This window comes from Clostridium sp. KNHs205, assembly GCF_000702945.1.
In the GTDB taxonomy this organism is placed as follows: domain Bacteria; phylum Bacillota; class Clostridia; order Lachnospirales; family Lachnospiraceae; genus Anaerocolumna.
On record NZ_JNLE01000005.1, the window covers coordinates 43,161 to 56,761 of the forward strand.

The window sequence follows — 13,601 nt, forward strand, 5'->3', positions numbered from 1 at the left end:
CTCTCTTAATTCATGGTAAGTTCTGCCATACTCTTGGTTTATATGCATAATTGCTTTACGGGGCCGAGGGTTCCACTCTGCGGAATAGGATTGCTTGTGACAATAAGGCATTATTTCAAGCTCTTATCACAGTTACATTCCTAAGGTGCAACAGGACAACTGTAAAACAGGGCGTTCTGCTTTGTGAAATAGCCGGATCAGAACCTCTTGTATAATTCCTGTTTGGCACCGCATACTGGACATTTATCAGGTGCACCGTCAAGGACTGTATGTCCGCAGATTGGACAGACATATACAGATTCCAGTTTGATATCCTGTCCGCCTTTTGCAGCGTCCTGAGCCTGTTTGAACAGTTCTGCGTGTATTTTTTCTGCTTCCAGCGCTAAATGGAAGGATCTTTGTGCTCCCTTTTCTTCCTGAAATTCTGCTGCATTCAGATACACTGGATACATTTGATCCACCTCATGAAGCTCTCCATTAATTGCTCCCTGCAGATTATCCACTGTTTTTCCTGTTCCGAATACTGCTCCGGCAACTACGGTAGCATCAGCAGTATCTCCTCCAATCTCCTTGAAGTGATTATTTGCATGTACCCTTTCTGCATAAGCTATGGCCTCAAACAGCTTAGCTATGTTAGGAAAGCCCTCTTTCTCAGCCATGGTTCCCCAGGTCAAATACCTCATATGGGCCATGCTCTCTCCACCGTAAGCGGAATGAAGAAAATCACTTGTCATTGCATTTTTAACTGCCATTTCTAACCTCCTTAGGAATTTATTTAAAAAGTAGGTCTACTCCTAAGCTTATCATAATCCCTGCTGAAATCTCATATAAATTCTGCATAATATCCATGCCGGTTTCACCAGAGAATTCTGCTAAGCTTAGGTGTATCCCTGCTTTTTTTACTGAACACACTATCTAACCACAGTATTACAATTTATATAATTAACCATATTCTATAAGTTAAACGAGCTTTATACAAATCGGTTGATTAAGGCCTCAATAACTTTTGTATTCCTCTCCTGTTCAATTAAAGTCTTGCCGTCTTTTAAAAGGTTATGCTTTCTATGAAAATCCAGTTTATCTTCTCTATAGATTATACCGGTGGGAATTCTTTCTTCGCCTTCCATTGCAGTCATAATTGCCGCTGCTTTATTAGTGGGGTCGTATTCTTCTCCCAGTGGTGAAACTTTACTCTTGTAGTAAGCAAAGGTATTGATCTTATTAAAGCTGATACACGGCTGCAGAATATCCACAAATGCATAGCCAGGATAAGAAATGGCTTCCTTCATAAGGGTTACCAGCTGTTTTGCATCACCGCTGAAACCTCTGGCTACAAAACCTGCACCGGCAGCTATTGCCATTAATACAGGATTTAAAGGAGTATTCATACTTCCATCCGTCTGTACTTCAGTAACATGACCTTCCTTACTGGTAGGGGATGCCTGGCCTTTGGTAAGTCCATAGATTTGATTATCATGTACAAAATGTGTAATATTTACATTTCTTCTTATGTTATGTATGAAGTGGTTTCCTCCTTCACCATAGGAGTCACCGTCTCCGGAATCCACGATAACTGTTAGTTTTTCATTGGCTATCTTGGCAGCAACTGCAGCCGGTAAAGCCCTTCCGTGAAGTCCGCAGAAACTGTTAGCGCTGATATACTGAGGTGTTTTTGCTGCCTGACCGATTCCGGCTACCATCAGTACATCTTTTGGATCTTTATCAAGCTCTTCCAAGGCCGTTTTTAAACTATTTAAAATGGCAAAATTGCCGCAGCCGGGGCACCAGGCTGTTTCGTAGGTTGTAAATTTTCCCATATCAGTCAAGACCTCCTTCCAGTACCTGTGATTCTATCTCTTCACCGGAAATCTGTCTGCCGTCATATTTTAATATACTCCTGTCACAGCTGATGCCGGTCTGTTCCCTGATAAGGGATGCCAGCTGTCCGGTGGCATTCTGTTCCACATTTATTAAGGTTCTTCCTTTGGAATACTTTTCAAGATTCTTTTTGGGCAGGGGATAGATATCACCGAATACCAATGCACCATAACTTCCTTTTCCCGACCGGTTTAAGCGGTTAACGGCTTCGCTTATAGGACCATAGGTAGAACCCCAGCCAAGGAGCAGTACCTTGCAGTCTTCTTCACCGATAAATTCCGGTTCCTGTAATTCCAGGGTCAGTCCTTTTAGCTTCCTCATTCTCTTATCCATCATATTATTTCTGACATCAGCAGATTCTGTTATCCAGCCTCTTTCATCATGTTCGTCACTGTCTGCTGTTACCAGATGTTCGGTTAATCCGGGTATAAGTCTTGGAGAGATACCGTCCTCTGTAATACGATAACGTAAATACTCCCCTTCTGCTTCTTTTGCAGGTTCTGTCAGTGTAATATCATCAAGGCTATAGGGTTTTACGCAAGCTGTAGTGTCACCAAGATATTGATCACTTAAAAGGATTACAGGTATCTGATATTTTTCCGCCAGATTCAGCGCTCTGATTGTTTGATAGAAGGAATCTTCATGATTTCTAAGGGCTATAACCATACGAGGGAACTCACCCTGTGCTGCAGAGATTACAAATTTTAGATCACTCTGCTCGGTTCTGGTGGGAAGCCCTGTTGCAGGCCCCGGCCTTTGTACATCTATTACTACCAGGGGAATCTCTGCTATACCGGAAAAGCCTAAAGCCTCCACTTTTAAACAGAAACCTCCGCCACTGGTACCAGTCATTGCTCTGGCTCCCGCATAGGAAGCACCAAGGGCCATATTGATTGCCGCAATTTCATCCTCTGCCTGCTCTACCAGGACCCCTGAGACATTACCGATAAAAGCCAGATATTCCATTACTGCTGTGGAAGGTGACATGGGATAAGCCGAATAGAATTTAAGTCCGCCGGCAACTGCTCCCAGTCCTACTGCCTTACTGCCGGAAATCAGCATATAATCTTTAAAGGGTCCTTCCAAATGTTCAAAGACAGGTTCAACGCTGTCATATCCAATCTGGATTGCCTTTAGATTAACTTCTAAAAAATCTTTCTTTATGACTCGTGGCATAACTTCTTCCACGTATGTAAACGGTTCACCAAAAAGCTTTAATATAGCACCAATAGCAATACTGCCTGATGCCCTTAGATTTCCAAGCTCCTTTGCCTTCTTATCCATATCCAGCTTGATTATTCTGTCGTCAGTGTATTCCAAGCTGCTGTCACACAGGATAAATCCCTTCTCAGTTAGTTTATCTTTATGCAGATGAATGGTTTCATCATTTAATGCAATAATACCATCAATTCTGTCACTGTGAGAATTGATCTTCTCGGTTCCAAAACGGATCATAGAAAAATTGTGGCCGCCGCGTACACGGGACATAAAATCCCTGGTGGTGTAAATATAATAACCGGAGTGCTTTAATAGCTTCTCCAGAATTGCAACAGTGGTGTCAATACCCTGACCTGCTGCACCGCCTACTAATAAATTGTACATAGTTCTCCTCCTTTTCTAAAATCTGACTATATTATACTTCATTTTCATTTGAATTTCAATAATAATTATCATTTTCTTTATTATTATTTATAAACAGGTATTTTCTCATGCAATTATCTCATATCATTCCAAGTCATGCATTTTAGAGAGACTTTTAATTGCTTTTTCCCGTAAAAACTGAAATGTTTCACTATAAGAATTATTATACGGATAAAATAAGTGTTCCTATCATCCTTATGCTGCACAAAGATGAAGCTGCTTCTGATGAAATTCAAAAAAGAAATTCCGATTATTTATATTAGTAAGAAAAGGAGATTATTCCATTTATTTTATCAGGGCGGAGATGGCTTTAAAGGTATCACTGCCAGCCTTTCTTGTTAATTCGAATAATAGGGATTCATAAGTAGCAACCATGATACCTTCATATTCATAACGTTTTAGTGCAGCTGCTTTATCTTCGGTTTTTCTTGATCCGATACAATTTGTAACGGCAATTACATTATAACCGGCTGCCCTTAAATCTATGGCCGTTTGTTGTACACAGATATGCGCCTCTGCACCGCACAAAATTATATTCTTCTTTTGCAGTTTATCTATCTCTTCTTTTATTCTGCTGTCCTCATAGCAGCTGAAACTTATTTTATCCAGATAATGAAAGTTATCCACCATGTCCCGGATTTCCGGTATTGTCATACCCAAACCTCTGGTATACTGCTGTGTTATGATAAAGGGGATTTGAAGCAGCTTAAAGCCCTCCAGCAAGAGCTTAACATTTCTTACACACTCTTCACTATCCTTAATCACAGGAAGCAGCTTTTCCTGTATATCAACAATTAATGCCATTGATTCTTCCGCCAATATTCTCATATATAACCATACCTTTCTATTAGCCTGCAATCTTTGGGAGGCAGGCACAAATTTTAATCTTTATCATAAATTACCCATATTATAACAATAGGGAACTACTGAGACAACTTAAACTTTACAAGCCTTTCTCTACATTCTGGGCTTAATCTTCAGTATCTCTGTAAAAGACAATGCAATTCTGTAATTTTCTGTCGGAAAAACACAACAATTTCTTCTATAAATATAGGAAATAGGGCAAGCTCAGATTCATATGATACATTGTAATAACAAATAGGAGGCTCTTACATGAGTGATTTAACAGCAACTAACTGCGGTTCCGGATGTGGCAATAATAGTTCATGGATTCTTATTCTCCTTTTACTTTGCTGCTGTGGCGGTGGTAACGGATTCTTTGGTGGCGGCTTTGGTAACAATGGATGCGGATGCGGCAATGACGGATGCGGCTCAATCATTTGGATCATCTTAATCCTTTGCTTATGCGGAAACTCCTTCTAATTATTCTTTATCAGTTAGAAGCTACATCAAACAGAAAAAAAGCTGCCTTACGGCAGCTTTTTTTCGTTCTATCTTCGATTCCAGTCCTGTCTTCCATTATGCCTGTTCTGTCTTACTCGTTCATAACAGTCCGGATCTATTTCATAAACTGAATTTCCATCTATAACCAAATCTCTTGATGATTTTTCAACCCTCTCATTCTTCTTGTCTATATATGAATAACCCGGATTAATCCCGTTATCCTGCATACTTTTTGCCTTTTGGTTGTCATTACCTCTGTTTGCATAATAATAATTTGGCATAGTAACCTCCTTGTAAATTATACTATTACATAAGTTGAATTTAGCCTTTCCATATCAGGCTTCCTTCACTTTGTATAGAACGCCCTAAAACAGCTGGGATTATAAATCTTAGATTTTATAAGAATTTAAAGATGGTTTAAGAATAAAAGACGTTCCTCCTGGTACCTCAGGTAAATTATTCTCAAGCTATTTTTTTACCAATCATTACAATATATGAATTGTATTTTTAAAATGTCCTCAAAAGATATTGATTAACAAATAGTTTTCTTATATACTTATATAAATTCATTCAAGTTTTTTACGTTAACGTGTAAAACTCTTAAGCAAGTAAAGCTTTATAAGAAATAAAAAAATATAAATCGGAAAGAGGTTTTATATGGCAGGTTCAACGTTTGGATCAATGTTTCGCATAACTACCTGGGGAGAGTCCCACGGTTCAGGAATAGGTGTTGTTATAGATGGCTGCCCTGCAGGGCTTCCTCTTGAGGAAGAAACTATTCAGGCTTTTCTTGACAGAAGACGCCCGGGTCAGACCAAATATGCTACTCCAAGAAATGAAGCAGATACGGTTAAGATATTGTCCGGTGTCTTTGAAGGAAAAACTACAGGTACTCCAATATCCCTTGCTGTTCTCAATACGAATCAGATCTCCATGGATTACTCTGAAATAGCCGGCTTTTACCGTCCAGGTCATTCAGATTATACTTATGATTCCAAGTATGGCTTCCGGGACTATAGAGGCGGCGGCAGATCCTCCGGAAGAGAAACGATCGGCAGAGTTGCTGCTGGAGCAATTGCTTCTGCTATTCTGAAGGAGCTTGGTATCAGCCTTTGCGCCTATACCAAATCAATCGGTAATATTAACATTGATTATACCAAATGCAACAGAGATAACATTCCTTTAAGTCCTTTCTTTATGCCAGACCTTGAAGCCTCTGTTGCCGCTGAGGCTCTCATGCAGGAGAAGATGGAGGAACAGAATTCCATAGGCGGTGTAATTGAATGTATAATCTCCGGTGTTCCGGCTGGTATAGGAGAACCGGTCTTTGACAAGTTAGATGCTAACCTTGGAAAAGCTATCCTATCCATAGGTGCCATAAAAGCAATTGAATTCGGTTCAGGTTTCTCGGCTGCTCAAAAAACCGGTGCACAGAACAATGACCCCTTTATATACACGGAGGATGGAAAAATCAGCAAATTAACCAATAATGCAGGTGGTATCCTCGGTGGTATAAGCGATGGTTCGGAAATCGTATTCCGGGCTGCCGTAAAACCTACAGCCTCTATTGCACAGACTCAGAGAACGATTAATAAAGCCGGTGAGAATATCAGTATAAATATTAAAGGCCGCCACGATCCGGTTATTGTTCCCAGAGCTGTCGTTGTTGTAGAATCCATGGCAGCTGTTACCTTAGTAGACATGCTGTTTGTAAGTATTACTTCCAGAATGGATTCTATTATTAAATTTTTCAGGTAACAGCAGGGAGAGTAATGAGTGAAAGCAAAGCACTTTCAGTCCTCTTGATTTTGTACGCGTGGAAGAACACGCAGATGGGAGTAATTATGAAAAGAAAATTCCTGACAACTCAGGAAATGGTTCAAATCGCGCTTTTTACTGCGATCCTTGCGGTACTGTCCCAGATATCTTTTATGCTTCCGGGAGGTATACCGGTCACCCTTCAGACCTTTGGTATTGTTCTTATTGGTACCATCCTTGGTAAAAAATCAGGTTTCCTGTCCGTATTCCTTTATCTTCTTATCGGTACGATTGGTATTCCTGTATTTGCTAACTTTGGCGGAGGTATCGACGCATTGGTCGGACCTACCGGCGGTTATCTGTTCGGTTTCCTTCCCATGGTCTTTCTCACTGGTCTTGGAAGCAGGAAATCCTACCATTTAGGTATCTTCTTTAGCATCATAGGTTTGCTGATTTGCCATGTTATGGGGCTTCTGTTCTATTATCAGATAACGGGCACCTGGTTATTGCCTTCCGTTCCTTTAATGCTGGCAAAAGATCTGGTAACTACAGTTGTTGCCGTTAGCCTCGGAAGAGAAATTTATAAGATACTTTCCCGTATGTCCATGGGATTAAACAGATCCTAATATTTCGGACATTTATACATTGATTTTTGCATTTATAAAATACACTTATTTAAGAGCTTCCTAAACCTCTGATATACAGTTTGCCGTTTTTATGCATACAGTATTTGTAAGGGTTTAGGAAGCTTTTTTCTGTTACTATTCATTTTCCTGTATAAAAATAAATAAGCCATTGACAGGACATTAATTCTGTGTATAATAATGATTATGCTGTTTAGCAACACTAAACTTTGAGTTTAATTTTATTAAGGAGCACAGGATGAAAATCGGTGAAAAAATCAAGGAACTTCGAGTACAAAAGAATCTGACCCAAGAAGAATTAGCAGACCGGGCGGAGCTCTCAAAGGGTTTTATTTCCCAGTTGGAAAGAGATTTGACCAGTCCCTCCATAGCTACCTTAGTTGATATTTTACAGTGTCTTGGAACCAATCTGGAAGAGTTCTTTTCCGATACCTCAACAGAACAGGTAGTATTTAAGAAAAGTGATTATTTTGAGAAAATTGATCCGGAACTTAAGAACTGTATCCAATGGATCATCCCAAATGCGCAAAAGAACATGCTGGAACCCATTCTCCTGACCTTGGAACCCGGCGGCTCTACTTATCCCGACAATCCCCACGAAGGTGAAGAATTCGGATATGTATTAAACGGCAGTATTGTTCTTCATATAGGGAACAAAACCTATAAAGCAAAAAAGGGCGAATCCTTTTATTATAAAGCTGGCAAGAATCATTATATCTCTGCTTCCGATAAGCAAGGCGCCAGTCTATTGTGGATATCCACACCACCAAGCTTTTAACTTAAAATCATACCAAAACGATGTATGGTTTTATCAAACTGGTGTGAAACGTACTTTACTTTTACAATAAACTCAGGAGGATTTATCATGTCTGGCGATAAACTTATTGATTTGATAGGCATAACCAAGAAATTTGACAACAATGTTGTTCTGGACAATCTGGATCTTTATATAAAGGAAAATGAATTCTTAACTCTGTTAGGCCCAAGCGGCTGCGGTAAGACCACTACTCTTCGTATTATTGGAGGCTTCGAAAATCCCGACAGCGGTAAAGTCCTTTTTGACGGAAAAGATATTACCAAACTGCCTCCCAATGAAAGACAGTTAAATACCGTATTTCAGAAGTATGCTCTTTTCCCTCATATGTCTATTTCAGAAAACATTGCTTTTGGATTAAAAATAAAGAAGAAAAGCAAAGCCTACATACAGGATAAGATAAAATACGCCTTAAAGCTGGTTAACCTTGAAGGTTTTGAGAATCGTACCCCTGATTCCTTAAGCGGCGGCCAGCAACAGCGTATAGCCATAGCCAGAGCAATCGTAAATGAACCAAAGGTACTTCTCCTGGATGAACCCTTAGGCGCATTGGACTTAAAACTGCGCCAGGATATGCAATACGAACTTATTCGACTTAAGAATGAGCTTGGAATAACCTTTATCTATGTTACTCACGACCAGGAGGAAGCCCTGACCATGTCTGATACAATTGTAGTCATGAACCAGGGTTATATCCAGCAGGTGGGTACTCCTGAAATGATATACAACGAGCCCAAGAATGCCTTTGTAGCAGACTTTATCGGTGAAAGTAATATTATCTCCTCAACAATGATAGAGGATGGACTTGTAAGTATACTCGGTTCCAAATTCGCCTGTGTGGATAAAGGCTTTGGAAAGAATCAGCCCGTAGACGTGGTTATCAGACCGGAGGATATCGATCTTGTCAAAGAAACAGAAGGAATTCTTAACGGTGTGGTTACTTCCCTGATCTTTAAGGGTGTACATTATGAAATGGAAGTTCTTGCATGCGGACATGAGTGGCTGGTTCACAGTACAGATCTATGCCCTGTGGGGAGTAACGTAGGCATTAAAGTAGATCCCTTTGATATTCATATTATGAACAAACCTCAATCTGAGGATGAGGAGGCAGTGACACCGGATGAAAACTAAGAAATGGCTCTCCTATCCATATGCACTTTGGATGGGTATATTTGTGATTGTTCCGCTATTTATCATAATATACTATGGATTTACCGCCAAAGAGGGAGGTCTTACCTTAAGTAATCTGGCTCTGATTATGGATCCAATTAATCTGAAAGCCCTGTGGCTTTCCCTTGAGCTGTCCATTATCAGTACAGTGATATGCCTTATCCTTGCTTATCCTCTCTCCCTGATACTCCATGGGATGAAATTAAAGAATAATTCCTTTATTATTATGATATTTATACTTCCTATGTGGATGAACTTTCTGCTCAGGACACTGGCCTGGCAGAATATACTGGAGAAGACGGGTGTTATCAATACCCTGCTTAAGTTTTTCCATCTGCCTGCACTGGATTTGATCAATACGCCGGGAGCAATTATATTCGGTATGGTTTATAATTTTCTCCCCTTTATGATACTGCCTATTTATAATTCCCTTGCAAAGATAAGTGATGATTATGTCAATGCAGCCAGAGATTTAGGTGCTAATTCTTTTGTAACTTTTATAAAAATCATACTGCCTATGACTTTGCCCGGTGTAGTCAGCGGTATTACCATGGTTTTTGTTCCTTCTCTCACCACCTTTGTTATTTCAGATATCCTGGGCGGCAGTAAGGTAGTGTTAATTGGAAATATTATAGAACAGCAATTTAAGACGGTTAATAACTGGCATACCGGTTCCGGTCTTTCTCTGGTGCTTATGGTGTTCATCTTCTTAAGTATGGCTGTGCTTGCCAAATATGACAAAGAATCGGAGGGCACGAAGATATGATAAAGAAATTTCTGTCCCGATTTTATTTAGGGCTCATACTATTATTTTTATATGCACCAATCTTTATATTAATAGTTTTATCCTTTAACAAATCAAAATCCCGTTCCAAATGGGGCGGCTTTACCTTAAGCTGGTATAACAGTCTGTTTCAGGATCAAGCTATTATGGAGGCACTGACAAACACTTTGATTATAGCCTTTCTATCTGCCCTGATAGCTGCCATAATCGGCACATGCGCCTGTCTTGCCATCAATAACATGAAAAAGGTACCAAGAACAATCTTACTTGGTATCTCCAACATTCCCATGATGAATGCAGATATCGTAACCGGTATTTCGTTAATGCTTTTGTTTATTGCATTAAGCTATCCCTTAAGTTTTTCCAGTGTGTTACTTTCCCATATAACCTTTAATATTCCTTATGTAATATTAAGTGTTATGCCAAGGCTTGCCAGACAGAATGTCAGTCTGTACGAAGCCGCACTGGATCTTGGAGCTACCAAGTCCTATGCCTTCTTTAAAATTATACTTCCGGATATATTCCCCGGAATATTTTCAGGCTTCTTATTAGCCTTTACCATGTCACTGGACGATTTTGTAATCACCTATTTTACCAATGGCGCCGGTGTTGATACCTTGTCCACCATTATATATACGGAAGTACGCAAGGGCATCAAACCGGAAATGTATGCGTTGTCTACTCTGCTGTTTGTAAGTATTCTGATTCTGCTGGTTTTAATCAACCGAAGAAATGACAGGGATAATACAGGAAAGACTCTTGGCAAGGCATAATAATTGCTGCCAATCAATATATCGCATCAGTGAAGAAAAGAGTGAAAGAAAATTATAAATTGAAAGGATGCCACATTGAGATTCTTTCACTCCTTATTATTGTGGCAATATCGCGGCCAGCCTGCGATATGCAATGGTCATAAACTATGAAAAGAATGCTAGCACTACTGCTTTTATGCACACTGATCCTAACAGGAACTGCTACTCTGACCGGCTGTTCAAGCGGAAGTGGGGAGAAGATTTATGTTTACAACTGGGGCGAATACATTGATCCCGATGTAGTGGACCTCTTTGAGAAGGAAACGGGAATCAAGGTTGTATTGAAATATTTTGAACAGAATGAGGATATGTATCCGGTAATCAAAAACGGCTCCGTTAAATACGATGTCGTATGTCCTTCTGACTATATGATTCAAAAGATGATTGAGGAAGATCTACTTGCTGAAATCAATTATGACAATGTTCCCAATATCTCCAATATCGATCCTGCTTATCTAAAAAGTGCTGCAGAGTTCGATCCCGGAAATAAATACAGCGTACCTTATTGCTGGGGAACAGTAGGTCTATTGTATAACAAAACCATGATTAAGGAACCCATTGACAGCTGGGCAGCTCTCTTTGACAAAGATTTCATTGAGCGAAATGGTTACAACGGTGACATCCTTATGATAAACAGTGTAAGAGATGCATTTGCCATTGCTTTAAGTTACCTCGGTTACTCCATAAATACTACAGATGAAGCTCAGTTAGAGGAAGCAAAAGCATTGTTGCAATCACAGAAACCAATGGTTGATGCTTATGTAGTAGATCAGGTAAGAGATAAAATGATTGGCGGAGACAATCCAATTGGTGTAATCTACTCCGGGGAAGCTATCTTTACCCAAAGAGAGAATCCGGATCTGGAATATGTTGTTCCCAAAGAAGGCTCCAATGTATGGATCGACGGCTGGGTAATACCCAAGAACGCACCAAATAAAGAATATGCAGAGAAATGGATTAACTTTATGTGTGAACCGGAAATCGCATTAAAGAATTTCGAATATATAACATACTCCACACCAAACAAAGCCGCCAGAGAATTAATCCAGGACGAAGATATCAAAAACAGTGCAGTGGCATTCCCTCCTTCCGATATACTGGACCGCTGCTCCACCTATCATTATCTTGGTGAAGATATGGACGCTCTCTACATTCAGAAATGGAATGAAGTAAAATCTACCCAGTAGGTAAAAATTAATAACGGATCCCCTAACCTACTCCCAATTAATAAAGATTCTATAATAAATGTTTGAAGTATATTTGTTGACACACTCCCACTATTGACACAAAGCCTAAATAAAAAGGGCAAATGAATGAAAAATATCACATTCATTTGTCCTTTCTTTATTTACAGATATAGATACTTCATAATTTAATTCAACAAATATATTATTCCCATAATATGGATTCATCGTCTATCCGCTTTTCAAAAGATTTTAAATCAACAAATATATTATTCCCATTCGATTTCAGGCAAATTGCGCAAACCAGAAGAATGAATGCGCCTATGGAAAGGTATTAGAAGTACTTTTCTCTGGATATTTTGTGCTATCTTCTAAAACAGATTGTTTGAGCGAAGCGAGTTATCTGTTTTAGAAGATGTCAAGCACAAAAAATCCAGAGAATTAGGACTTCTTATACCTTGAAATCGAAGCATGAGTTCTTCTGGTTTGCGCAATTTAGCCGTCCCCTTGTGACAGACCACCCTTTTGCCATTCAAATTATTCCAAACACAGGAATCACAAAGAAAAACTTCAATTGAGTTATTTATTCCTTTACAATATTCCTATCCTCACCCTTTAAGAATGCCTTCATATTCTCATATACTTCAGCCACACATCTTCTCCTGGCCTCTACCGTAGCCCAGGCTATATGCGGAGTTATTATGAGCTTTTTGCTGTCCTGAATAGCAAGCAGAGGATTATCCGCCGCCATCGGCTCCTGTCTTAATACATCAAGCCCCGCACCTGCAATCCGGTCATTCGATAACGCTTTACAGAGGGCAGCTTCGTCAATAATAGGTCCTCTGCCAAGATTTAATAATATTGCACTAGGTTTCATCTTATTAAGGGCTTCTTCTCCAATTAGATTTTCCGTATCCTTATTTAACGGTGCATGAATTGATATAATATCAGATTCCTTTAGCAAAGTATCAAAATCAACTCTCTCATATTCCCCATTCAGATTCCTGCCGGAGGTTGAGTAATAGATTACCCTGCAGCCGAAAGCTTTGGCAATGGAGGCAACTCCTTTTCCGATATTGCCCAAGCCTATTATACCCCAGGTCTTTTCATATAGTTCATTGAACTTCTCATCGAAACAGCTGAAAATATCACTGCTTACATATCCGCCGGATTTGACAAAGTTATCATAATGACATAATTTCTCATAAAGGTAAAATAAAAGAGCAAAGGTATGCTGTACTACAGACTGTGTTGAATATCCCTTTACATTTGCTACTGCTATACCCCTGCTGTTCACATAAGGAAAATCAACAATATTGGTTCCGGTACCTGTAATACATATCAGCTTTAGATTAACAGCAGCTTTTAGATTCTCTTCATTCATTGGAATCTTGTTCACCACAAGGATGTCTGCTTCCTTAATTCTCTCACTATTAAGCAAAGGTTCACTTTTATTATATTTTGTTACCTCTCCTAAGGTTTCAAAGACCGATAAATCAACGTCATCTCCTAAGGTATCTGTTTCCAAAAAAATTATATTCATATACAAACAGCCTTTCCTTCAAATAAAAG

At 39.5% G+C, this 13,601-nt stretch carries 14 protein-coding genes; 8 read left to right on the forward strand and 6 right to left on the reverse strand.

What is annotated here, in order from left to right; all coding sequences use genetic code 11:
* Positions 1–197: 197 nt before the first annotated feature.
* From BR73_RS0119840 to BR73_RS0119855, 4 genes are all read right to left on the reverse strand, one after another.
* The gene (locus BR73_RS0119840) at positions 198–752 is read right to left on the reverse strand and encodes a rubrerythrin family protein (protein WP_033167689.1); all 555 of its coding nucleotides are present in this window, start codon (positions 750–752) and stop codon (positions 198–200) included.
* 219 nt (positions 753–971) lie between these two features.
* Positions 972–1,817, reverse strand: a complete 846-nt coding sequence (locus tag BR73_RS0119845; RefSeq protein WP_033167690.1) for a 2-oxoacid:ferredoxin oxidoreductase subunit beta — start codon at positions 1,815–1,817, stop codon at positions 972–974.
* 1 nt (position 1,818) lies between these two features.
* A complete protein-coding gene (locus tag BR73_RS0119850) occupies positions 1,819–3,480 on the reverse strand; it encodes a 2-oxoacid:acceptor oxidoreductase subunit alpha (protein ID WP_033167691.1) in 1,662 nt (553 codons plus the stop codon).
* 324 nt (positions 3,481–3,804) lie between these two features.
* Positions 3,805–4,323 (reverse strand): hydrolase, encoded by a 519-nt coding sequence (locus BR73_RS0119855; RefSeq protein WP_242860734.1) that lies wholly within the window; start codon positions 4,321–4,323, stop codon positions 3,805–3,807.
* Positions 4,324–4,632: 309 nt separating this feature from the next.
* On the opposite strand from BR73_RS0119855, the gene BR73_RS0119860 reads away from it, so the two are divergent.
* A complete protein-coding gene (locus BR73_RS0119860) occupies positions 4,633–4,842 on the forward strand; it encodes a hypothetical protein (protein ID WP_033167693.1) in 210 nt (69 codons plus the stop codon).
* A gap of 68 nt (positions 4,843–4,910) precedes the next feature.
* Here BR73_RS0119860 and BR73_RS0119865 read toward each other — a convergent pair whose 3' ends face one another.
* Positions 4,911–5,144: a hypothetical protein gene (locus tag BR73_RS0119865; RefSeq protein WP_033167694.1), complete on the reverse strand. Its 234-nt coding sequence runs from the start codon at positions 5,142–5,144 to the stop codon at positions 4,911–4,913.
* A 376-nt stretch (positions 5,145–5,520) separates the two neighbouring features.
* On the opposite strand from BR73_RS0119865, the gene aroC reads away from it, so the two are divergent.
* The 7 genes from aroC (at position 5,521) to BR73_RS0119900 (ending at position 12,032) form a co-directional block, all read left to right on the forward strand.
* Positions 5,521–6,621 carry a chorismate synthase gene (aroC, locus tag BR73_RS0119870; RefSeq protein WP_033167695.1) on the forward strand — a complete coding sequence of 367 codons (1,101 nt, stop codon included), beginning with the start codon at positions 5,521–5,523 and terminating at the stop codon, positions 6,619–6,621.
* An 86-nt stretch (positions 6,622–6,707) separates the two neighbouring features.
* Positions 6,708–7,247, forward strand: coding sequence for a biotin transporter BioY (locus tag BR73_RS0119875; protein WP_033168753.1), 540 nt, complete (start codon positions 6,708–6,710; stop codon positions 7,245–7,247).
* Between the two features lie 256 nt (positions 7,248–7,503).
* Positions 7,504–8,043, forward strand: coding sequence for a cupin domain-containing protein (locus tag BR73_RS0119880; RefSeq protein WP_033167696.1), 540 nt, complete (start codon positions 7,504–7,506; stop codon positions 8,041–8,043).
* Positions 8,044–8,130: 87 nt separating this feature from the next.
* Positions 8,131–9,210, forward strand: coding sequence for a spermidine/putrescine ABC transporter ATP-binding protein (gene potA / locus BR73_RS0119885; protein WP_033167697.1), 1,080 nt, complete (start codon positions 8,131–8,133; stop codon positions 9,208–9,210).
* On the forward strand, positions 9,200–10,015 hold the full coding sequence (locus BR73_RS0119890; protein ID WP_033167698.1) for an ABC transporter permease: 816 nt from the start codon (positions 9,200–9,202) through the stop codon (positions 10,013–10,015). The genes potA and BR73_RS0119890 overlap by 11 nt, the downstream gene beginning before the upstream one ends.
* Positions 10,012–10,806 carry an ABC transporter permease gene (locus BR73_RS0119895; protein ID WP_033167699.1) on the forward strand — a complete coding sequence of 265 codons (795 nt, stop codon included), beginning with the start codon at positions 10,012–10,014 and terminating at the stop codon, positions 10,804–10,806. The genes BR73_RS0119890 and BR73_RS0119895 overlap by 4 nt, the downstream gene beginning before the upstream one ends.
* Positions 10,807–10,952: 146 nt before the next feature.
* Positions 10,953–12,032 carry an ABC transporter substrate-binding protein gene (locus BR73_RS0119900; RefSeq protein ID WP_033167700.1) on the forward strand — a complete coding sequence of 360 codons (1,080 nt, stop codon included), beginning with the start codon at positions 10,953–10,955 and terminating at the stop codon, positions 12,030–12,032.
* A 580-nt stretch (positions 12,033–12,612) separates the two neighbouring features.
* Here the strand turns inward: BR73_RS0119900 and BR73_RS0119905 are convergent.
* Positions 12,613–13,572: a D-2-hydroxyacid dehydrogenase gene (locus BR73_RS0119905; protein WP_033167701.1), complete on the reverse strand. Its 960-nt coding sequence runs from the start codon at positions 13,570–13,572 to the stop codon at positions 12,613–12,615.
* Positions 13,573–13,601: the final 29 nt, after the last annotated feature.

Bases quoted from the DNA above. Each gene is read 5' to 3' on its own strand.
- potA (WP_033167697.1), top strand. From the start codon at position 8,131: ATGTCTGGCGATAAACTTATTGATTTGATAGGCATAACCAAGAAATTT.
- BR73_RS0119845 (WP_033167690.1), bottom strand. From the start codon at position 1,817: ATGGGAAAATTTACAACCTACGAAACAGCCTGGTGCCCCGGCTGCGGC.
- BR73_RS0119875 (WP_033168753.1), top strand. From the start codon at position 6,708: ATGAAAAGAAAATTCCTGACAACTCAGGAAATGGTTCAAATCGCGCTT.
- BR73_RS0119880 (WP_033167696.1), top strand. From the start codon at position 7,504: ATGAAAATCGGTGAAAAAATCAAGGAACTTCGAGTACAAAAGAATCTG.
- BR73_RS0119850 (WP_033167691.1), bottom strand. From the start codon at position 3,480: ATGTACAATTTATTAGTAGGCGGTGCAGCAGGTCAGGGTATTGACACC.
- BR73_RS0119860 (WP_033167693.1), top strand. From the start codon at position 4,633: ATGAGTGATTTAACAGCAACTAACTGCGGTTCCGGATGTGGCAATAAT.
- BR73_RS0119905 (WP_033167701.1), bottom strand. From the start codon at position 13,572: ATGAATATAATTTTTTTGGAAACAGATACCTTAGGAGATGACGTTGAT.
- BR73_RS0119890 (WP_033167698.1), top strand. From the start codon at position 9,200: ATGAAAACTAAGAAATGGCTCTCCTATCCATATGCACTTTGGATGGGT.
- BR73_RS0119900 (WP_033167700.1), top strand. From the start codon at position 10,953: ATGAAAAGAATGCTAGCACTACTGCTTTTATGCACACTGATCCTAACA.
- BR73_RS0119895 (WP_033167699.1), top strand. From the start codon at position 10,012: ATGATAAAGAAATTTCTGTCCCGATTTTATTTAGGGCTCATACTATTA.
- aroC (WP_033167695.1), top strand. From the start codon at position 5,521: ATGGCAGGTTCAACGTTTGGATCAATGTTTCGCATAACTACCTGGGGA.
- BR73_RS0119840 (WP_033167689.1), bottom strand. From the start codon at position 752: ATGGCAGTTAAAAATGCAATGACAAGTGATTTTCTTCATTCCGCTTAC.
- BR73_RS0119855 (WP_242860734.1), bottom strand. From the start codon at position 4,323: ATGGCATTAATTGTTGATATACAGGAAAAGCTGCTTCCTGTGATTAAG.
- BR73_RS0119865 (WP_033167694.1), bottom strand. From the start codon at position 5,144: ATGCCAAATTATTATTATGCAAACAGAGGTAATGACAACCAAAAGGCA.